At 61.5% G+C, this 20,766-nt stretch carries 19 protein-coding genes; 12 read left to right on the top strand and 7 right to left on the bottom strand.

Going from position 1 to position 20,766, the window contains the following annotated elements; translation table 11 throughout:
- The first annotated feature begins 7 nt into the window (after nucleotides 1-7).
- Nucleotides 8-460, top strand: a complete 453-nt coding sequence (locus JOE65_RS05645; RefSeq protein ID WP_205162305.1) for a hypothetical protein — start codon at nucleotides 8-10, stop codon at nucleotides 458-460.
- Nucleotides 457-978: a DUF1697 domain-containing protein gene (locus tag JOE65_RS05640; protein WP_205162304.1), complete on the top strand. Its 522-nt coding sequence runs from the start codon at nucleotides 457-459 to the stop codon at nucleotides 976-978. The genes JOE65_RS05645 and JOE65_RS05640 overlap by 4 nt, the downstream gene beginning before the upstream one ends.
- A 67-nt stretch (nucleotides 979-1,045) precedes the next feature.
- Here JOE65_RS05640 and JOE65_RS05635 read toward each other — a convergent pair whose 3' ends face one another.
- From JOE65_RS05635 to JOE65_RS05625, 3 genes are all read right to left on the bottom strand, one after another.
- Nucleotides 1,046-1,381, bottom strand: a complete 336-nt coding sequence (locus JOE65_RS05635) for a winged helix-turn-helix domain-containing protein (protein WP_205162303.1) — start codon at nucleotides 1,379-1,381, stop codon at nucleotides 1,046-1,048.
- The gene (locus JOE65_RS05630) at nucleotides 1,378-1,812 is read right to left on the bottom strand and encodes a hypothetical protein (RefSeq protein WP_205162302.1); all 435 of its coding nucleotides are present in this window, start codon (nucleotides 1,810-1,812) and stop codon (nucleotides 1,378-1,380) included. Before JOE65_RS05630 ends, JOE65_RS05635 begins: the two co-directional genes overlap by 4 nt.
- Before the next feature lie 250 nt (nucleotides 1,813-2,062).
- On the bottom strand, nucleotides 2,063-3,247 hold the full coding sequence (locus JOE65_RS05625; RefSeq protein WP_205162301.1) for a helix-turn-helix domain-containing protein: 1,185 nt from the start codon (nucleotides 3,245-3,247) through the stop codon (nucleotides 2,063-2,065).
- A 143-nt stretch (nucleotides 3,248-3,390) separates the two neighbouring features.
- Between JOE65_RS05625 and JOE65_RS05620 the strand changes: the two genes are divergently transcribed.
- Genes JOE65_RS05620 through JOE65_RS05605 form a run of 4 tightly spaced genes read left to right on the top strand, consistent with a single transcriptional unit; the run spans nucleotide 3,391 to nucleotide 9,303 of the window.
- Nucleotides 3,391-4,743, top strand: coding sequence for an MFS transporter (locus JOE65_RS05620; RefSeq protein ID WP_205162300.1), 1,353 nt, complete (start codon nucleotides 3,391-3,393; stop codon nucleotides 4,741-4,743).
- Between the two features lie 26 nt (nucleotides 4,744-4,769).
- Complete coding sequence (locus JOE65_RS05615) at nucleotides 4,770-6,410, top strand: thiamine pyrophosphate-dependent enzyme (protein ID WP_205162299.1); 1,641 nt, start codon at nucleotides 4,770-4,772, stop codon at nucleotides 6,408-6,410.
- Nucleotides 6,407-8,065: an amidohydrolase gene (locus tag JOE65_RS05610; RefSeq protein WP_205162298.1), complete on the top strand. Its 1,659-nt coding sequence runs from the start codon at nucleotides 6,407-6,409 to the stop codon at nucleotides 8,063-8,065. The genes JOE65_RS05615 and JOE65_RS05610 overlap by 4 nt, the downstream gene beginning before the upstream one ends.
- Complete coding sequence (locus tag JOE65_RS05605) at nucleotides 8,062-9,303, top strand: M20 family metallo-hydrolase (protein ID WP_205162297.1); 1,242 nt, start codon at nucleotides 8,062-8,064, stop codon at nucleotides 9,301-9,303. Before JOE65_RS05610 ends, JOE65_RS05605 begins: the two co-directional genes overlap by 4 nt.
- Before the next feature lie 90 nt (nucleotides 9,304-9,393).
- Here JOE65_RS05605 and JOE65_RS15455 read toward each other — a convergent pair whose 3' ends face one another.
- Nucleotides 9,394-12,765, bottom strand: coding sequence for a metallophosphoesterase (locus JOE65_RS15455; protein WP_205162296.1), 3,372 nt, complete (start codon nucleotides 12,763-12,765; stop codon nucleotides 9,394-9,396).
- Between the two features lie 227 nt (nucleotides 12,766-12,992).
- Between JOE65_RS15455 and JOE65_RS05595 the strand changes: the two genes are divergently transcribed.
- Nucleotides 12,993-14,465: an APC family permease gene (locus JOE65_RS05595; RefSeq protein ID WP_205162295.1), complete on the top strand. Its 1,473-nt coding sequence runs from the start codon at nucleotides 12,993-12,995 to the stop codon at nucleotides 14,463-14,465.
- A gap of 27 nt (nucleotides 14,466-14,492) precedes the next feature.
- Here the strand turns inward: JOE65_RS05595 and JOE65_RS05590 are convergent, their stop codons facing one another.
- Nucleotides 14,493-15,743 (bottom strand): MFS transporter, encoded by a 1,251-nt coding sequence (locus JOE65_RS05590; RefSeq protein ID WP_205162294.1) that lies wholly within the window; start codon nucleotides 15,741-15,743, stop codon nucleotides 14,493-14,495.
- Nucleotides 15,744-15,816: 73 nt separating this feature from the next.
- Here JOE65_RS05590 and JOE65_RS05585 point away from each other — a divergent pair, with 73 nt between their 5' ends.
- On the top strand, nucleotides 15,817-16,359 hold the full coding sequence (locus JOE65_RS05585) for an ArsR/SmtB family transcription factor (RefSeq protein ID WP_205162293.1): 543 nt from the start codon (nucleotides 15,817-15,819) through the stop codon (nucleotides 16,357-16,359).
- Between the two features lie 15 nt (nucleotides 16,360-16,374).
- Here JOE65_RS05585 and JOE65_RS05580 read toward each other — a convergent pair whose 3' ends face one another.
- On the bottom strand, nucleotides 16,375-16,767 hold the full coding sequence (locus JOE65_RS05580) for a dienelactone hydrolase family protein (protein WP_239536627.1): 393 nt from the start codon (nucleotides 16,765-16,767) through the stop codon (nucleotides 16,375-16,377).
- A 418-nt stretch (nucleotides 16,768-17,185) separates the two neighbouring features.
- Between JOE65_RS05580 and JOE65_RS05575 the strand changes: the two genes are divergently transcribed.
- Nucleotides 17,186-17,791 carry a uracil-DNA glycosylase family protein gene (locus JOE65_RS05575; RefSeq protein ID WP_205162292.1) on the top strand — a complete coding sequence of 202 codons (606 nt, stop codon included), beginning with the start codon at nucleotides 17,186-17,188 and terminating at the stop codon, nucleotides 17,789-17,791.
- Nucleotides 17,792-17,857: 66 nt separating this feature from the next.
- Here JOE65_RS05575 and JOE65_RS05570 read toward each other — a convergent pair whose 3' ends face one another.
- Nucleotides 17,858-18,202: a GNAT family N-acetyltransferase gene (locus tag JOE65_RS05570; RefSeq protein ID WP_205162291.1), complete on the bottom strand. Its 345-nt coding sequence runs from the start codon at nucleotides 18,200-18,202 to the stop codon at nucleotides 17,858-17,860.
- A gap of 97 nt (nucleotides 18,203-18,299) precedes the next feature.
- Here JOE65_RS05570 and JOE65_RS05565 point away from each other — a divergent pair, with 97 nt between their 5' ends.
- The 3 genes from JOE65_RS05565 to JOE65_RS05555 all read left to right on the top strand — a co-directional run bounded on the left by JOE65_RS05565 (nucleotide 18,300) and on the right by JOE65_RS05555 (nucleotide 20,729).
- Complete coding sequence (locus JOE65_RS05565) at nucleotides 18,300-18,509, top strand: hypervirulence associated TUDOR domain-containing protein (protein ID WP_205162290.1); 210 nt, start codon at nucleotides 18,300-18,302, stop codon at nucleotides 18,507-18,509.
- A 3-nt stretch (nucleotides 18,510-18,512) separates the two neighbouring features.
- A complete protein-coding gene (locus tag JOE65_RS05560; RefSeq protein WP_205162289.1) occupies nucleotides 18,513-18,872 on the top strand; it encodes a DsrE family protein in 360 nt (119 codons plus the stop codon).
- A gap of 108 nt (nucleotides 18,873-18,980) precedes the next feature.
- Nucleotides 18,981-20,729, top strand: coding sequence for a pyruvate dehydrogenase (locus JOE65_RS05555; RefSeq protein WP_205162288.1), 1,749 nt, complete (start codon nucleotides 18,981-18,983; stop codon nucleotides 20,727-20,729).
- The last annotated feature ends 37 nt before the right edge of the window (nucleotides 20,730-20,766 follow it).

Raw genomic sequence — 20,766 nt, 5'->3', positions numbered from 1 at the left:
TTGATGCATGGCAACTTTTTCAGAAGACGGGCCCGACGCCGAACACCAGCGTCCAGCCGCGCTGACCGATAGATCCGTCGAGGCTCTGGGTAAACTCTCCGAAGCGCTCGAAACGGTGGAACACGCACGCGGCTACTTATACGGCTTCCATCGGCTGACCGGGATGGCTGACCTGGCCCTCGGCGAGGCGGTGGATCTCTTCCGCGAAGCGGGGCACCACGAGCTAGCTGACACACTGCAGCAAGACATCGTGGGCCGCAACGTCATCCACGGCCGCTGGACTTTCCAGATGGTTGAAGATTATGACGACGGCTACTACGCGGAGTTCAAAGCCGCGGAGAAAGCTGCGCGTCATCAGCTCGCCGATGGGAAGCGGCATCTGTTCGAAGCGGAGATGAAAGAAGACCGCCGCACCCATGGACGGCGGCACCACGAAGCGTTGCCGCCGAAGGAAGCGTGAACCACCCCTGGGTGGCGATACTGCGCGCAGTGAACGTGGGCGGCACGGGAAAACTGCCCATGGCCGAGCTGCGTGAGATCGCTACGACCATCGGCTTTCAGGATGTGCGGACATATATCCAGAGCGGGAACCTGTTATTTTCTTCGGACCTTCCTGAGGAAGAAATCCGGGTACTGCTCGAAGATGCGCTGGCCGCCCATCTGGGCACACCCGTTGACGTAGTCATCCGCTCCGCAGAAGAGCTACGCCACATTGTTGATGCGAATCCGTTTCCGGACGCACCCGGAGCCAGAGTTGGTGTTGCGCTCAGCGGGACACCCGTGGATTCAACTATCCTGGAAGGCATCCGAACCCCCGGTCATGAAGAGGTGGTCGCGGGCAGACGCGAAATCTACACTCACTACCCGGACGGAATGGGGCAGTCGAAGTTTGCGCTCCCCCGCGCCGCGGGTCCCATGACCGTCCGCAACATCAACACGTTGACGAAACTCGCTGCGTCCGCATCGACTCTGCAGTAGATGCGGTTTTCGAGGCATGAGAAGAGCATCTACTGCAGAGTCGATGAGGTGGTGGCTAGGGCGGAGGCTAGAGGCCCGGGGGTAGCGCGTCGGCGCCCGCGATTTCCCGGAGCGCCGCAAGGTGACTGGTCCAAGCACTGTCCCCCTCCGGCGTTGTGCGCAGCCACGTCCGGGGGCGCTTGCCGATGTAACCCTTTCGGATTTTTATGAGCAGAGCAGCTTCAAGGGCTGTGGCCTGCTTGCTCAGCACGGAATCGCTGACCTGCAGATGATCCCGCAGGGTACGAAAGTCTGTTTCGGTATGTGCCAATGCCGCCATGATGGAGAACCGCACCGGATGCATGAGGACGTTGTTCAGTTGATGCCGCGGATGCACGGGGGCTGGTCTGTTGTGAGTGCTCATCGCCGGGCCTCATACCAGGAGCAGGCTGTTGTGACCACGGCAATCAGTGCGGCGCACAGTACGTAGAACCACATCTGGTCCTGGAAGACGAACCCTCCAAGCGAGACACTCAACACCCAGAGGACGCCCCAGATAGCGATATAGGTGATCCATCGCGGCCCGAACCCCTTCTTGACACTTCTGCCGAAGAACAGGCCGGTTGCCATGAAGATGCCGAGCCAGATCATCATCGCGATCAGGGGAACCGTTACCGCTGCATCCGAGATACGCGCCGCCAAGCCGAAGCTAATCAGGCTCAAGGATGAAATGGCCCCTATCCCCAACAACATGGTGATCTGCGGCCAGCCTGCTCCCGTTCGAGCTGAAGCACCGAGTTGGTCCGCCTGTTGGAGCATTCCTCTGGCGTTCTCCGCACTCATCGACTCATTCATGGTCCTGCTCCTTATTCTTGTGGTTCGGTTGTTCTTACCTCAAACCTAGAAAGTACTTTCCACTTTGTCAAGTATTTTCCGTACCGCTGGATCGACTGTGCAGTAGATGCGGTTTTCACGACGTGAGAAGAGCAACTACTGCGTAGTCGATTTCGATATCGGCGATGCCCCGGTGCTAAACCTCCTCCTGGTGGTCGTCGTCGTGCTCATGACCTGGCAGCCGTAGGCAGCACTGAACACTAGGCACCGCTTAGAACCAAGCAACCACCAGCCGCGCCGCTTGCGCAGGAATGGTCGGGTCGATTCCCGTCACTTCAGTAAAGCGGCGCAGCCTGTTCATGAGGGTGTTGCGATGGCAGTACAGCTGTTGCGCGGACTCACTGACGCTGCCCGTGGCGAGGTACGCGCGCACCGCGTCAACAAGACGGTCCCGCTCGGTACGGCCGCAGCCCGCCAGCGCGCGCTCGACGTCGGCAACAACCGGCATGCCGGCGTCGGCCAGACGTAGCCGAGCAATCCGGGTCCACGACCGCTCAAGGGTCAGCGCGCCCTCATCCCGCTCCTCCAGTAGGCCTGCAAGCTCCCGCGCGAACCTCGCCGCAGCAGCCAGCGATGCCAAACCTTCCGTGCGCTCCACCAACCCGCACCTCAGGTGACGCATGGCCGCGACTGTCTTCTGCCCGGAAGACCCCGGACTCTGATCAGCAACCCAGAAAGCCACCAGGCCGTCTCCGAGCGGGTGCGTCAACGGCTCGTTGCCGCTGCGGGCAGCGAGCGCGACGGCAACGCGGAGGGCCGGCGCCACGTCCCCGAGGGCGACGGCGACTCCCAGTGGTGAGTCGACGTCGATCCCGATCCCTTCAGCAATCCGCGCCAGCATGTCCGGCCCCGATTGTTCCTGCCCGAAGATGGCCGCGACATAGCCCTGCCGGATGGAGGACGCTTCGGTGAGCATGCGCTGCCGTTCGGCAACGTAGGCGGCTTGGGTCTGACTGGCGTAGGAGTCGACGACGAGCCATACCTGTTCGGCGTGGTCCACCAGGAGGGCGGCGTCCCCAGGATCGGCCAGTGCGGTCAGTTCAGCCCAGAGAATGGAGAAGTCCAGGCGGATGGCGGTCATCAGTGATTCGATGGGAATGTTGGCGCGGGCCCTGGAGACGCCGACATCCGCGGCTTGATCGAAGCCGGGGCTCTGCGTCTGCGTCGGACCGTGAGGTCCGTGCAGCCGGTCGATCAGCGCACTGAATGAAGCCGTCCCAGTGCGACGGATCTCGTTGACGGGCAGGATCGCGTCGCTGTAGTCCGCCACGGTCAGCACACGTTCGAGGAATGTCTCGGTGAGCTCGGCAACGTCGAGCCCGTTGAGCAGTTGATGCCAGCGCGCGTCCTCAGATTGAGCCAAACAACTGTTGGTTACGCCAGAAAGTGGAGTCATTTGCCTACTTTATGTGCATTTGCCCAAAATGAGGGTGTTTTTCGTTTTCTTTTCACACCCCGTGACCCGCGTCACTTTGTCATGATGGAATGGTCCCACGGTCCGGATCGTTTTGGCCCGGCCGTCCCCCACGCGGAGGCACCATGAGTAACCACGACGCGAGCACCCGGCCGCACCAGAACAGCGGCACTATAGAGGCCGGGACAACCCGTACCCTCTCAGACAAAGAAGCCACCAAGGTTGCCGTCGGCGCCCTCGTGGGCACTGCGATGGAATGGTATGACTTCTTCCTGTTCAGCGCAGCAGCGGCACTGATCTTCAACGTCCACTACTTCATTAACGACGACCCAACAGCAGCAGCGATGGCCTCCTTCGCCACGTTCGGCGTCGGGCTCGTTGCCCGCCCGCTCGGGGGCATGTTCTTCGGTGCCATGGGCGACAGAATCGGCCGGAGGAAGACGCTCCTGATCACCATCGTCGGCATTGGTGCAGTCACTGGGCTGATCGGCCTCCTGCCCGATTACGGGGCCATCGGCATAGCGGCACCGATTCTGCTGGTGCTGCTTCGCATCTTCCAGGGCCTGTTTGTGGGCGGTGAATGGTCTGGCGCCATGACCATCGTTGTCGAGAATGCTCCGCTTAAACGGCGTGCACGGTACGCGGCCCTGCCCCAGATCGGATCCCCGATCGGCACCATCCTGTCCTCGGGTGGATTTTTCCTGATGACCCTGTACTTCTCACAGGAGAACTTCAGCTCCTTTGGCTGGAGGATCCCGTTCCTTGCCGCGTTCCCCATGCTGCTCGTGGCCCTGTACATCCGATCGCGGTTGGATGAATCGCCAGTGTTCAAGGAACTGATGGAGTCAGGTGAAACGGAACCTACCCCCATCAGGACCGTACTGCGGGATAGTTGGAAGCACATCATCGTTGGTATGGCTGCGGCTCTGCTCGGTGTCGGCGGCTTCTACCTGGTGACCGCCTTCGTGGTGTACTACGGCACCACAGTTCTGGGCCACAGTGCCTCTCTGATGCTCTTCGGTACTCTGGTGGCCGCCGTCGTCGAAATTCCTGTACTCATCACCGGTGGCAGACTGGCCGAACGCTTCGGTGCGAGCAAGGTCATCATCTACGGCGGGCTCCTCTCCGCAGCGGTGGCCGTCCCCGCGTTCATGCTGCTGGAGAGCCGCAATCCGGTAGTGGTAGTGCTCGCTATGACCCTCGCCGTCGCCACCCTGTCCTTCCCGTATGCTGCGTCCGGCACAGTCCTCACCGGCCTCTTCCCCGCGTCCACCCGGTACACCGGTGTGGGCTTTGCCCAGAACGTTGCCGGCATGGTGAGCGGGTTCATTCCCCTGCTGGCCATCGCGCTGGTTGCTGCGGCGGGAGACCATTGGTGGCCCGCAGCTGCCATTCTGGTGTTCCTCTCCCTATTTACCGCTGTTGCCGGCGTCATCGCACCGCGTATGAGCGTTGACCTACCCGATTTCAAGCACTGACAATTTTCGTAAGTAGAGGAGATTCCATGCCGCAGTCTGCTGGCCATCTGATCGTCCGGGAACTTGAAGCGCACGGCGTCCTGCGTGTCTATTCGGTTCCTGGAGAAAGCTTTCTGGACGTTCTTGACGGCTTGTATGACTCGCCCATCGAAACGGTTGTTGCCCGTCACGAGGGTGGCGCCGGGTTCATGGCTCTGGCCGAGGGGCGGCTGACGGGAACCCCTGGCATCGCCATGGTGACGCGTGGTCCCGGCGCCGCGAACGCCATGATTTCCGTTCACACTGCCTGGCAGGATGCGACGGCGATCGTCCTCTTTGTGGGACTGATTCCGGTGGCGGACCGGGGTAGGGATTCCTTTCAGGAATTCAACCTTTCAGGCTGGTTTGGGACCACGGCCAAGAAGGTACTGATGCTCGACGACGAACACCGTGCCGCCGAGGTGGTTGCCGATGCGATGCGCACAGCCGCGTCCGGCCGGCCCGGTCCCGTGGTCGTTGGGCTCCCCGAAGATGTGCTGCGCCGCATGACCGATGCCGAGCCGGTGGCTCCTCTCCCGGTTGCCCCGGTCGCTGTTGCAGACACGCTGGTCCAGGACGCCGCCACGCGTTTGGCCGAGGCGAAGAAACCATTGGTGATCGTCGGCGGTGACGGTTGGGACGGCGACGCCGGCTCACGGCTAATGCGATGGGCCGAAGCCTCGCACATTCCTGTGGCTTCTGACTGGCGAGCGCACGACGCCGTTCCTCAAGACTCGACGGCGTGGGCCGGCTGGCTCGGGTATGGGCGGGCAGACACCCTTGCCGCGCAGTTGGATGAAGCTGACCTGCTGTTGTTCATCGGCTGTGGGCGGTCGGATGTGATGAGCGATAGCTATACGCGCGGTTTCGACGTCGAAACGATCCTGGTGCTTCCAGACCCAGATGCCGTGATGCACGCTGGCCGGATCGACCTGCAGATCGTTGCCACGCCGGCGTCGTTCGTGGCAGCGCTCCCGTCCGCCGACTCGATTCACGGGGACCGCGACGCTCAGTGGATGACGCAACTTGCGCACGACCAGCAACGTTACGCAACCACCGGGACAAACGACGGGCCGATGGACCTCACCGTAGCGTTCCAGATCATGGACCGGGTGGTTCCCGAAGAGCGGGTCGTCACCTATGGCGCGGGCAACGCGACGCTGTGGGGACACCGCTACCTCAGCCACAACGTTCCCCATTCACTCGTGGGATCACGAAACGGGGCCATGGGCGCTGGGGTTCCGGCCGTCGTCGCCGCCTCCCTGATCTTTCCGCAGCGGCAGTCCGTCGCCATTTGTGGTGATGGCGATTTCCTGATGAACCCACAAGAAATTACCGCTGCCTTTGCCTACGGGACAGCACCGCTGATCGTCGTCGTCGATAACGGAATCTACGCCACTATCGCTGCCCACCAGCGCCTCCACTACCCGGGACGACCCTCCGGTACAGCGGCCACCAACCCGAATTTCGCTGCACTCATGCGGTCCTTCGGAGGCCACGGCGAGACGGTGGAGGCAACGGCCGACGTCGAAGCTGCGCTCCTGCGGGCACTCGCCAGCGGGGTGCCATCGTTGCTGCATATCCTCCTCGACCCGGAGATCCTGCCGCCGTCGTCCGCCAATACCATCGATCAGGGGGTAACCGCATGAAACTGGACCTGATCCTCAAGGACGCCAATATCCTCACGATGGACCGGGAGCACCCCACTGCTCGCAGCGTCGGTGTGCTCAATGGCCGGATCGTGGGCTTTGATCAGGACCTCGAGGGGTGCTCAGCTCACCAGGTTGAACACCTGAACGGTGCCACCGTGGTTCCCGGTTTCATTGACGCCCACTGCCACACCACGTGGTGGGGGCTTGGTCTGAGCGCCGTCGATCTGGACACTGCCCGTGGACTCGACGAGCTGTACACACGGCTGGAGGCCGAAGTTGAACGGCTCCACGATGAGCCGGGCGCATGGATCAAGGGAACGGGGTTCAATCACAAGAACCACGGTGGAAAGTTTCCGAGTATCGACAGGTTGGATGCCATCACTGGTGACCGGCCCCTGTATTTGCGTCATGTTTCTGGTCACCTGTCCATCACGAACACGGCCACGCTGCGTCTGGCCGGCGTCTTTGAGCCGGGATTTGAGGACCCGGAAGGCGGGGCCGTGCTGCGCGACGCCGACGGCCAACCGACGGGAATCATTGAGGAGGCCGCGCAGTCACTAGTGCAGAACCTCCTGCTTCCTTACTCCACGGAGCAGATTGTGACAGCGCTCGACGACGCCACCACCCGGTACGCCGCCGAGGGCATCACAAGCTTCACCGAAGCCGGAATCGGCGGTGGTTGGATTGGCCACAGCCCCATAGAGCTGCAGGCGTACCAAACCGCACAGGCCGACGGTCGGTTGCATTGCCGGGCGCAACTCATGCCCGCGCTCGATGCCCTGCGGCCCATCCATGGAAACGAAGCCGATATGCATGGCCGGGGAGAGGGACTCGGATTCGACCTCGGCCTGCCCAGTGGATTCGGGAACGAATGGTTGTCTCTGGGCCCGGCGAAGGTCTTCCTCGATGGTTCCCTGCTGGGCAAAACCGCGGCTGTTACGGAGGACTATTGCGGTCACCCCCACAACAGCGGTTACCTGTTGGGCAACCCGCAGAACTTCCGCGATCGGGTGGACGCGGCCTATAGGGCGGGCTGGCCGATTGCACTGCATGCTATCGGCGACGCGGCGATCGATCTCGCCACAGACATTATTACCGGTTGCCAGGATCGATACGGACTCAATGCCCTGCCGAACAGGATCGAGCACTTCGGCATCGCACGGCCGGACCAGCTGGAGCCGGTTGCCCGGGCGGGGATCGCCGTCGCGCCTCAGGCCGCCTTCATTGGGCCGCTCGGTGATCAGTTCATTGAGTTGGTCGGTCCCGACCGTGTTTCGTGGCTCTACCGCGGGCGGTCTCTGGTGGACGCTGGCATCACCGTCGCTGGCAGCTCGGATCTTCCCGTGGCGGATAACAACGTTCGACGCGCCCTGCAGTCCTGGGTTGACCGAACCACCGACGACGGCGCGGTTCTGGGAGATCCCAGCGAAGGACTCACCCCCGAGGAGGCGCTGCGCACGTACACCGAGTGGGCCGCTCAAGCGACCGGGCTGCTCGCTGAGAAGGGCACTCTGGAGTGTGGGAAGCTGGCGGACTTCGCGATTCTGTCCGGTGACCCGCTGACGGCTTCCAATATTGCCGACCTCGACGTCGTCGCCACCATCATGGGAGGCCAGTTCACCTACCGCGCTACCAACGGAGTACCAGAATGAGCACGCCGAACTTCCTCTCAGATTTCCGCTCCATGAGCGCTATCGGTGCAACCGCCGGTGGCGGTGTGGACCGGCAGGCCGGAACGATCGCTGACGGCCAGACCCGCCACTGGTTCCGCGGACTGGTGGAAGGCCACGGCTTCGAGGTCCATTACGACGACGTCGGGAATCAGTTTGCACTGCTGGAGACAGTGCCCGGTGCGCCGTATATAGCCGTTGGGTCGCACCTGGATTCACAGCCTCTGGGCGGCCGTTTCGACGGTGCCTACGGCGTGTTGGCCGGGGCACATGCCGCCCTTCGTCTTCGGGATTTGTTGAATTCCGGAGGCGCGGAACCGGCGTTCAACATCGTCGTCATCAACTGGTTCAATGAGGAGGGCTGTCGGTTCAAGCCGTCCATGATGGGCAGCTCAGTATTTACGGGGAAGATCCCTGCCCAGCAGGCGTTGGAAACCACAGACCCGAACGGGGTCACGGTGGAGACTGCGTTGAACGCCCTGGGAACCCGGGGCGATTACCGGCTCGACGTCGCGGCGTACCTGGAAATTCATATTGAACAGGGCCGCTCGCTGGAGGACAACGGACTGAGCATTGGTCTCGTCGAATCCACGTGGGGTGCCAACAAGTACGAATTCATAGTTCACGGAGAGCAGGCGCACACCGGCGCCACGGTGATCGCGGACCGCCATGATGCCCTGCTCGGCGCCGCGGAACTGGTGGTTGCCGCGCGAGATATTGCCCACCAGTTCAGCACGGAAGAGCACATGGTCATCACGTCCTGCGGTGAATTCACCGTGTTCCCCAACTCCCCCGTCGTCGTTGCCAGCCGCGTCAACCTGCTCGTGGATCTCCGATCAACGGACCCCGAAGTCCTCGCCGCCGCGGATGCCGAACTGCATCGCCGGGTTGCCGCCATCGAAGCCTCTGCGAACGTGCGAATCGAGCGCGGAGCCGAACACATCTGGGCGGCCAAAGCCTACGACGAAGCGGGCATGACTCTGGCCGCGGCGAGCGCCGATGCACTCGGACTCTCCCATGGAGTGGTTCGCACTCTGGCGGGCCATGACTCCACCAATATGAAGGACATGGTGCCAACGATCATGCTCTTTGTCCCCAGCGTAGATGGGATCTCACACAACGAGCGCGAGCTGACCAGCGATGAGGACATGCTCGCCGGCGTCGATCTGCTTACCGAACTGCTGGGACGGGTGGTGCAGGGCGAGTTCGTGGCGCCCTGATTGCTCGGCCTGGCTGCCGTCGACCCGTCAACGCGCGAAAGCGCCTGGCCAAGTGGTGCTCGGCCAGGCGCTTTTGTGAGTCGCTTCTTCCTAGCCGTCCTGCGAGGCTACGCGGAAGCGTTCTTTCGTGTTCTTGTAGCGGGGATCGTCCATTCCCGGACGCGACTGGTCCTTGCCGCCGTCTTTTCCGCCATTCCCACGCTCGCCCGTGGTGAACGTGAATACCGGTGAAACCTGCGTGCCAGTGTCCTGATCCGAGGCCCGTGTGAACCAGCCATAACGGGTATTGGGCGATAGACCCTTCCACTGTGTCGTTGCTTCCTCACCTGTCTGCACTGCATCCGAGCCGATAGCGCGAGGAACTTCCGTGGCGAGCTGAAGTGCGTCGGTGCGGAACGCTGTCGTCCGCGAATTCAGATCTATGGGAACTGTAAATTCATCAACGGATTCCGTGTAGTCGCGCCCGGCCTGGGTATCGAATTCAATGGCATTGTGATTGTCCAGGTAAGGCGAGTACGTGTTGACTGACAGCTCTGCGCGGTCCGTGTCGAACTGCAGCAGCCGGAGAAAACCGGCACGCCGCTCGCCGTCGATCTGGAAGAACTGGCGGTCTGCGAGCATCTCCACAACGTTGCGGTTCTTCACGCCGACATCTTTCTTGATGTTCAGGCCATTGCCGTGGGTGTGGCCGGCCAGGACAAGGAAAACGTTCTCGTTGGGCGCCACAACATTCTTGAAGAGGCGTTCGCCCTCGTCGGTGTGCGGGGCGTCGCTGCCGTCCGGTTTCTGGCTCGGCTTGAGATAGTCGTGAGTCAGCAGGATCGCGTTGCGCCCCTTGTTAGCCTTCAAGATCCGGTTGGCCCAGTCCATCTCGGTCTGGTTCACGTTGTAGCCAAGGTAGAGCGCGATGAAGTCCTGGCCGCCCTCGGTGAACAGATCGTAGTGGTTAGTGTTGTCATCGCCTGCTCCTTGGTTATCGCCATAGAAGGGTGCGTCCGTGGTCCGCGATAGTGCCTCGTAGCGGGAGGCACCGAAGTAGGTGTTGTACAGATCGGCGTTCGCACCACGAAGGTTGTCGTGGTTACCGGGCAGCACGCCGTTGGGAATGCCAGCGTCGTCCAGCTTCTTCATCTGAGTACTAGCGAACTCAAACTCGCGGGTCGCCTGCGCCTGTTGCTCCTCATTGGTGCCATCGCCGTTGTTCCAGTTCTCCGCAATGTCACCGGTGTGCGCGCTGTAGGCGATCTTGCGCTTCTCTGCGTTGTCCACGATCCAGCTCGTCATGCCCGCAAACGCGTTCTGGTACGGCACCTGGTTGTCCTCGCCGGGATCCGTTGCCCCCTCGCTGAGGTACTGTGTGTCCGTCATCCATGACATGGCGAACGCGTAGTTCGATGGATCCTTGAACGCCTTGTCCGGCTGATCTGAGGCCACCATACGGAATGGGTCCGCACCCTTGACCATGAGGTGGACACTATTCGAACCGGTGTCAACAAAATCACGGGACACCGTGCCGCGCACCGTCGTATTGCCCTCGGGCTGGCCCTGCTCGCGACCAATCTCCTCCCACGCCTTGTCCGCCATGTTCCACGCAAGCAGGACGGCGTCGCGCTCCGGATCAATCACACCGTCCCAGCGGGCCTCCAGATATTCACCCGATTTTCCCGCTACCGGTAGATCAAACTGCTGGTACGGAACTTTCGACGAGGAAACGCTATCGACGAACTTCCCGTCCACGGTTTTCGCCGCCCCGGCCTTGGTAGTTTCAGTGCCGGGGTTCACGCTTTCCGGATCCTCTGCCTCACCGTTTATCACTGACGACGGCGCGCTCAGCCGAGCTTCGTGGAAGTCCACGGTGATGTCCTCACGGGTGGGGTCCATCCATGTACTGCGCAGGGTGGGCCGGGTGCTGATGCCGGTGGCCCCGTCCAGCGGGAACCCTTCGCCGTCAATCACCGGGCGCTCAGGTACGGAGTTGAAGGTGATGGTGTGCGACGTCGTGTTATTCGCGGCGTCCGTTGCTGTCACCACGAGTTCGTGCGAGCCCAGGTACAGCGCGTCGCTGTCCAGCACGGAACCGGGCTCAACCGATTCGCCATCCAGTTCAGCAGTGATGTCCACCTTGGTGACGGCGTCGGTTACCTTGACGTCCAGCCGTTTGGCACCTTTGAGCAGTTCACCTTCTGAGAACGACACGGAGTCGATGACCGGCGCGGTGTTGTCCACCGTGATGCGGCTGGACACAGCACCACCGCCGTCGGTCTTCACTGACAGCGTGTGCTGGCCGTCGGTAAGCTTCGTGGTGTCCAGATCCCAGTTGATGCCCGTTCCTTCACCGGGGAGGGTGAAGGTGTAGTCGTGGTGCTTGGGGATCGAGGTGTTGGAGCCGCAGCTACCATCCCCGATGGCGACCATGCCGGTTTGAGCGTTGTCATCCAACACCTTGCCAGATCCCAACTGCAACGCGACGTTCTTCAAACCGAAATCGTCGAAGTTGATTCCACAATTCGCCGGAGATCCCCCTGCTGCGATACGGATGGTGTTCTCGCCGGGCGTCAACAGCGCTGCGGGAATGGTTGCGGATGTACGCGTGTACTGGCCGCCAACCGTGCGGGCGGTGTTGTTCACGATGATCTGCTCACCGCCCACCTCCACGTAGTTGGGGAACGTTTTGCCCTGAAAATCGGAGCTGTCGAATACCAGGCCCACGGACCCGGTGCCGAGGTTCCGCGGAACCTCTGTGGCAGGGCCCCCGTCAACGCTAACGGCGCCAGTAGCCGGACCGGCAGCGCTGATCTTCTGTGTACCTTTGACGACGGCTTCCTCACCAGGGAAGATCACGGCTTTTGTGACCTGCGGGGACAGGTGCATCACGTCGATGGACGCCTTGGCCGCACTCGCATCTGCATGCTGCCCAGTGACCGTGAACGTCACGGTGTTGGCACCGGCTGTGAGCTCCGCGGACCCAAGCGATAACTGGGCAGTTGCCTTCGTCGTGGCCCCGTAACCGTCGAAGGAACCGATCCTCTGACCGTTGATCGCCACGTCGTACGCCCCCATTTCTGGACTTGTCAGGGAGTCGATAGCCAGTGCGTAAGTTCCCGCTGCCGCTACGTCGAAACTCGCTGTGACGCTCTGCCCCACCTTGGCAGGCTCCTTCTCAGTGCCAATGACGAAACGCTCATCGCCTGAGAATCCGATGTTGCCCAACTGGCCGGCGGTGGAGACCTTGGCTGTGGAATCCTTGACAGAACCTGTGAGGGTTTCGGCTTCAATGGTGGTTTCCGTAACGAGGCTTGCGGCACTGGGAAGGTTGGGGACGTCGTCGGGCACTGAGGTGTTGGATTCCACGACAGTTTCCGCATGGGCAATGGCCGGCAGAGATGTCAGTAGAAGGCCCGTTCCGGCGACCACCGCGAGGCAGGCACGCCCGCGGTGGGATCGCTGATCTTTTTCAGACACTAGTATCTCCAAGAGTTGAGATTCCGTGCCGCGCTTTTTTGCGCGACGTGTCCGACCCTAGAAGCCCGGAGTTACCCCTCCGACAATGGGGTACCAACGGGTCACGACGGCACGTTGAACAACAAACCAACCAGTGGAATATGGCCTTGCTCGTGCTCGGCCTCTCGCGCGTGAGCTACCTCACGAGTAGGCTTCACACCACCACCACCGTGAGCAAGGAGAAGGACATGTCCCAACGCAAAAGTGAAGCCGGTCCAAGGGTTTCTGGTGAGCAGGACACTTCTCTGATCAAAGCGCTGGGCAGTTGGGACACCCTTGCAATAGGTTTCGGCGCAATGATCGGCTTTGGCTGGGTAGTCCTCACCGGGGGTTGGCTGGAATCGGCGGGAACGTTTGGCGCCGTCGGAGCTTTTGTCGCAGGCGGGGTGATCATGGCCCTTGTTGGTCTCACCTACTCAGAACTCGTCTCGGCCATGCCCCTGGCCGGAGGGGAACACAACTACGTCATGCGAGCCATGGGTGCGCGTTGGGCTTTCATCTGCTCCTGGGCGATTACCGGTGGGTACATCACCATTGTCGCGTTCGAGGCCGTGGCCCTGCCGCGTACCGCGCTGTACTTGTTTCCCAGTCTAAAGCAAGTAAGGCTCTGGGAGATTGCCGGCTCCGAAGTCTATTTGAGCTGGGCGCTGGTGGGAGCAGGGGCCGCCGTGCTCTTGACCGTGCTGAATATCCTCGGCATCCGATTAGCAAGTGCCGCCCAGACCTTCGCCGTCATCTTCCTCCTTGTCATCGGTGCGCTTCTCGTCACCGGATCATTTGTGGGCGGCGAAGCAGCTAACTTCGAGCCATTGTTCAGCGGCGGCTTCGCTGGCTTCATAGCGGTCCTCGTCGTCGTACCGTTCCTGTTCGTGGGATTCGACGTCATTCCGCAGTCCGCGGAGGAAGTCAAGATCCCGGCACGGCAGGTGGGCAAGCTGGTGGTGGTCTCAGTCATCTTGGCGGCCCTCTGGTACATCATGGTGGTCATCACCACCGCGTCATCGATGGATGTAGCGGGGCTCGCCGGCGCCGACCTCGCCACGGCCGACGCCATGAGCATGCTCTGGGGAACAGACATCATGGCCAAAGTGCTGGTTGCCGGCGGGCTTGCCGGCATCTTGACCTCGTGGAACTCATTCCTCATCGGCGCGTCCCGTCTGGTCTACGCGATGGGGCGCTCGCGAATGCTACCAGCCTGGTTCGGGAAGCTAAATCCGCGCTTCAGAACACCAGCCAACGCTGTAGTGTTCATCGGTGCGCTGTCCATCCTGGCTCCGTTCTTTGGCGAGGCAATGCTCGGTTGGCTCGTGGATTCAGGCTCACCAAGTATTGTCATCGCGTACTTCCTGGTTGCTGTTGCGTTCCTGATTCTCCGCCGCCGCGAGCCCGACATGGACCGGCCGCTGCGCATCGGTGGAAACGGAAACGGTGGATTGATTATCGGGGTCCTCGCGGCCGTCCTCTGCCTTGGCCTGACAGCCCTTTACCTGCCCGGCATGCCCGCATCTCTGGACCCGGCGCCATGGCTGCTCTTTGGTCTGTGGTGGGTACTGGGTGCCGTCTTCTTCTTCAGAGTTCCTGCCGGCGTTCAGCCAGGGCCCGACGCCGAAGAACATCTGGCCGCTAAACTCGCGGCCCGGCGCTCCAAGGCGGGTCGTTAGCCCCGCCACCGTCCACCGTCCACCGTCCTAGGATTCGACGTCGGCCGCGTCAATCGCCTTGTCCGTGAGGAGGGGCATCAACCCGAGCAGTGCCAGCGTCAGCACGCCCATGATCCCAAACATGGCTTGCAGCCCCAGCCACTGGGCCAGGAGCCCTCCGGCGGCTGCTCCCAATGGCATGGTGCCCCAGGCCAGCAGCCGGTAGGCACTGTTGACCCTGCCCAACAGACGAGCCGGCGCGATACGTTGACGAAGCGATACGGTGATCACGTTCCAGAGGACAATCAGCACGCCGCCCACAAAGAAGAAGGCGCCAAGGATGTACGGATTATCGGTCAAGGCTGGCGCCCCCACAAACAATCCTCCACTGGCAATCGCGAGCCCCAGTGACTTTGACCGGCCGAGCTTTTTCTCTGCCCATTCGGCCATGAACGAGCCGACCAGGGCGCCAATCGCGGTGGTCGTCAAGAGCACGCCGAAACCCACCTCGGAGAGTTTCATGACCGACGTCGACCCGACGGCAAAAAGTACAAATACGGCAAACGCCGCGCTGGTGGCGAAGTTGATGGTCCCCGTCATCACCGCCAAGGTGCGCAGGACCTTCTGGTTCCAGAGGAAACGTAGCCCCTCTGCAATGTCGTACCGCAGCGTGGTCTTCTCCATCCGCTCTATGCGGAAAGACCCCGGAACCAGGAACAGGGCGCCGACCGCTGCAAGCCACAGGGCGGCTGGTACTGCAAGGCCTGCAACGACGCCGGTAGCCACCAGCAGTCCTCCCAGCGGCGGGCCTACGAATTGGTTGGTGGTGAGCTCGACGGCGTAGAGCCTGCCGTTGGCGCGCGACAGCTGGTCCCGGTGTACCACCTGCGGCAGGATCGACTGTGCGGACGTGTCATAGAGCGTTTCGGCCACACCCACCATCAGCGCGACAACGTAGAGGGCCCAGAGAGAGCCGAGATCCAGCAGGATCACCGCCATCAGTAGCGCTGGCAGCACTGCGCGACTGAGATTGGCCACCAGCATGATCTTCCGCCGGTCCAGCCGGTCAGCTATTGCGCCGGCAGTCAACGCAAAGAGCAGCCACGGAAGCGATGCCACGAAGGACAAGCCGGCAATCAGCGTGGGCGACTGGGTGAGCTGAATGGCCATCAGCGGCAGCGCGATCTTGAAGACGCCATCGGCGAGGTTGGATAGCCCGGAAGCCGACCACAGTTTCCAATAGGGGGTCCCGAGAGGCTCACGAGTCTGGACTGCTGCCCGTGCAGCGCTATGTGTCATAAATGAACCTTTGCACAGTGATTTAGTATTTTCAAGGTGATGGAATTCAGTAAATCAGCGTACGCTTGGCTGCATGACGGCTAAGGAACCGAAGGACGCAGCGATCCGCAACCCCACTGCGAACGCCCAGGAGATCAAGGCCCTGTCGCATCCACTGCGTCTGCGCATCCTGCGCCTGTGCGGACTCCACGAACTCACCAACAAGCAACTCGCCGACCGCCTGGAGCAGGATCCAGGCACGGTGCTTTACCACGTACGGCAGTTGCTCGCTACAGGCTTCCTTGAACCCGCCGACATCCGCAAGGGAGACAGCGGGGCCCTGGAGAAACCCTACCGGTCCACGGGACGGTCTTGGAATCTCAGGGGCGCCCTCGGTAAGGCCAACTCTGGCGGGCCACTCGCGCCGGTCGAGGCGTTTCGGGAAGAGCTGAACAACGCTGGACCGGACGCGCTCGCGAGCCTTTCGCGCTTTGTACTGCATCTTTCTGAGGAAGACCTCAAAGACGTCGTAGGCCGCATCCACCAGGTGTTGAGCGACTACACCGACAGCGACAAGCAGCGAGCTGATCAGCCCGCATATGGTGGGATTTTTGTCCTGCACCGTTCATCTGACTAGACCGATGTCGCGGATCTACAGGTTATCGAGGAAGGCCAGGATTCGCTGCTTCACGAGGTCCGCTGCCTCTTTGTTGTAAACTGCCAGCGAGCTGTCTGCAAAAAGGTGCTGATTTCCCGGATACACGAACAACTCGACGTTCGATTCCTCCGCCGCGAGCGCTCTGGCGGCGTCAATGTCTCCCCCGTCGGCGAAAAACGGATCCGCGTTCATCCCGTGGATCTGCGCCGGCATTCCTTCTGGCCAAGTGCCGAATTCACTGGTCGGAGCGCACGCATGAAAAAGGAGTGCGCCTTGCGCACCCGGACTGGTCTGCGCCAATTGCTGCGCGGGCATCACCCCCAGCGAAAAGCCCGCGTAGACGACGTCGTCCGGTAGCTCAGCTGCCAGCTGGACTCCGCGTTCCATGGTTTCCGAAAACCCGACCGTGCCGCGTGAGCCCCTGAATATGATGAAACAGCACTACCTTAACCATGACAGTTCCGTCCTTCGTTCGATGATCGACAACTATAGGACGTGGCGGTGACGTTGAGCACCTATGCGGGTGACCACCCGTCCGGAACCCCTCCTATCGTGCAGATCAAGGGCCCCACCCGCCCGGAACCCCGCCTATCGTGCAGATCAAGTGCCCGCGTGGCACCAGAAGGTCCGTGATCTGCCCGACAAAATCGGGTTCTGTTGCCGCCCACGGGCTGCAGACCGATACTCCTAGACTGGATTCATGGCTGAACCGCGATCGGGCACCGCAGAATTTCTGTCTCGTTCACGCCCGAGTCTTCCGCCCTACGAAATTGTCTGATAACGCAGCCGGGGTAGTGTTGAATATATGTTTGCAACGATTCCCCAAAGCCTGAAATCCGAAGACGAGCTAGCTAATCGCCGGTCAATGCTGGAAACAGCCCCCCACATTCAGAGCCTGGAGGAGTGGAGAGCGGACTATGCTTCCACTCGTTCAGTTTCCATCCCCAACTTCGATCCAGCCGACGCCGGTGACCAGGCTCGTGTCTTGTGGCTCCTGGATCAGCCCCCTGCCGCCGTCGTCGCATCCGATGGCACGGGGTTCGTTTCCGTGGATAACCCGGACAATGCAGCGGAGCGGTGCTGGCACGAGCGCAACGAAGCGGGACTGTGCGATGGCGTCCTCATGTGGAATATGATTCCCTACTTTGTCGAGGGGAAAGCAACCGCCGGCGATAAAATGGCGGGCATCAAGGCGCTCGGACCAGTACTTCGGTTACTGCCGCGACTAGAAGTTGTCATCCTGAGTAGCGCCGACGTACAGCAGGCCTGGAAAACGAGCCACCTTGGTGGCCGTGTACCGCGTGCCACCGTCCTCGATGCACCCGGGGTAGGAAGGCAAGCCATGTCCAGGAACGCCATGCAATCAAAACTGAGCAACGCGGTTCATCGGGCCAAGCGAATCGTCGGCTGATCGCCGGCTCGGCCTTCTGAGGCTTTGCAGATCCAGCGGTTCAGCACAACCGCCTCGCGCCGTTGACTACCCGACGACGATCCTGCGCGCTGAAATCCCGCCCTTGGGCGACAACACGTAAAGCACTTCGGGTTCTGCGTCTTCCACGCACGCCATACCCGCCGTCCCCAGCGCAACGCCGTCGACAATCACCGCGTATCTGGCTGTCACACGCTCCCGATCCCGCTCCTTGCTGCGGACAATCCGACGACGAGCGGTTTCCTCATCGATGTCCACGGGATAAAAAGTCCAGCGGGGCACGTCTGGAACACGACTGAGGTCGTACTCTAGGCGCCAGCCAGTGTCCTCCAGCGCCCGTAGGTGCAAGCCCTCAGCCCGCAAATCAGACGGTAGCGGCACCGAAAACGTCATCGTGAATTCCTAACTCTAGATAGCACGAGTCTGGTCTGTGGCTCGGCGCAGTGCAAGACTGTTCCCACGAGCACTTCACGATGTAGAGGAGCAGCAGTTGAGTAACTTCAAGGTTGGCGACCACGTCCGGTGGAACTCCGAGGCTGGCCACGTCGAGGGGACCATCACCAAGGTCTATACCAAAGACACCGAGTTCAAGGGCCGCACTCGTCGCTGCAGCGAGGATGAACCGCAATATGAGATCAAGAGCGATAAGACCGATCACTTGGCGATGCACAAGGGCTCAGCTCTGAGTAAGGCCAGTTAGGCGTTGAATTCGAAATCAGTTGCCGGGCAGGGTCTACTCATTCATTATTTCGGAGCCGCGGATGAAGAGAAACTAGCGCCAGCTTTCCGAAGCGCCCAGAATGCGCTCGTCGCGATGCCTGAAGCTGCAATAGAAGTCGTCGTTCAAGGCCCTGCCGTGGCGCTCCTGGCTCACAACAGCGCTATGGCCGAGGTTATCGGCGCAACGATCGAGGGTGGGATAGCTGTTGTTGGTTGCGGAAACAGCATGAGGACCTCCGAGATAAATCCGTCCGACTTACTCCCCGGCGTCGTGTCGGTGCCTGCTGCGGTGGCGCACTTGGCGCAACGCCAGTGGCAAACGTGGGCGTACGTGCGGCTGTAACGGCGCACTATCAAAGAAGACAAAACGGGCCCGGCACCGTCGGGCTAGACTGACGGCAACACGCCCTAAGCATGCTGCCCTTCCCTCGACAGGTCAGGAGCCTCAAACATGGCCAAGGAACTCGCCACCCAGCTGATTGAACAACTACACAGCGCAGGCGTCCGCCGCATCTACGGCATTGTCGGCGACAGCCTCAATCCAATAGTCGACGCCGTCAGACGCTCCGGTGGATCACGCAAGGGCGGCATCGACTGGGTGCATGTCCGGCACGAGGAAGCTGCAGCCTTCGCTGCCTCGGCAGAAGCACAACTCACCGGGGAACTCGCCGTCTGTGCAGGTTCGTGCGGTCCGGGAAACCTCCACCTGATCAATGGGCTCTATGACGCCAATCGCTCCGGAGCGCCGGTACTGGCCATCGCCTCCCACATCCCCAGTAAGCAGATCGGCAGCGGCTTCTTTCAGGAAACCCACCCGGACCGTCTCTTCAATGAGTGCTCCGTTTACTCCGAGATGGTCAGCACCGCTGAACAGGCCCCGCGCGTTGTCAACAGTGCCATGCGCCACGCTGTCGGACGGGGCGGCGTCGCCGTCGTGACCCTGCCCGGTGACATAGCGAACCTGGACGCAGAAGCGGACTCGCCGCTGTACTCCCCCGTTACCCAGGGAAGTGTGACGCCGGCACCGGAGAGCCTCCAGGAACTCGCCGACGCCATCAACGACGCTGGAAAGGTCGCTATCTTCGCTGGCTATGGCGTGAAGGGCGCCCATGATGAGGTGATCGCGCTGGCGGAGAAGATCTCAGCGCCCATTGGTCACTCATTGCGCGGCAAGGACTTCATTCAGTACAAGAACCCGTACGACATCGGCATGACCGGGCTACTGGGCTATGGCGCCGCCGCGGAAGGCATCGAGGACGCGGACCTGCTAATCCTGCTGGGCACCGACTTCCCGTACGACCAGTTCCTCCCCTCTACCCGCACGGCACAGGTGGACAGGGACCCTGCGGTCCTTGGCCGGCGAACAGACGTGGACGTTGCCGTTCACGGCGATGTGCTGCCAACGCTCGCTGCGCTCATGCCTTTGATCAAGGCGAAGAAGAGCACCCGGTTCCTGGATCAGATACTCAAGAAGCACGATCGGCTGATGAACAAGGCCGTGGGCGCCTACACGCGCAAGGCCGAGAAGCTCACGCCCATCCATCCTGAATACGCGGCATCGCTACTAGATCAGGTGGCGGATGATGACGCCATTTTTACGGCGGATACCGGTATGTGCAATGTGTGGACGGCCCGCTACATCAACCCATTGGGTAGCCGCAGGCTGATTGGCTCCTACCTCCACGGTTCCATGGCCAACGCGCTCCCCCAGGCCATCGGCGCCCAGCTGGCCTACCCCAAACGGCAGGTTGTGTCGGTTTCCGGTGATGGTGGGCTGTCGATGCTGCTCGGCGAAATGATCACGGCCGCCGCCTACAAACTGCCGCTCACCATTGTGCTGTTCAACAACTCGACGCTGGGCATGGTCAAACTCGAGATGCTGGTGGATGGGCTTCCCGATTTTGCCGTGGACGTCCCGGACACCAACTACGCCGCCGTCGCGACCGCCATGGGCTTCCACGCCGAACGCGTCACGGATCCCAGAAACATCGAGAAGGCCTATCGGAAGGCTTTTGCACACAAGGGGCCGGCCTTGGTGGAACTCATCACGGACCCCAATGCCCTTTCCATTCCGCCAAAGATCTCCGGCGGACAAGTGATGGGCTTCGCCTCCGCCATGTCAAAGGTGGTGCTCAACCGGGGGGCCGGCGAAGCCGTGAGTATGGCGCGCAGCAACATCCGCAACATCCCCCGCGGGTAGCCGTCCCTTAACCAGCAACTTTGAACCGGCCCTCTGG

The organism is Arthrobacter roseus, assembly GCF_016907875.1.
Lineage (GTDB): Bacteria > Actinomycetota > Actinomycetes > Actinomycetales > Micrococcaceae > Arthrobacter_J > Arthrobacter_J roseus.
Note: the sequence above shows the minus strand (reverse complement) of the source record. Positions and strands in the feature narration are given on the sequence as shown.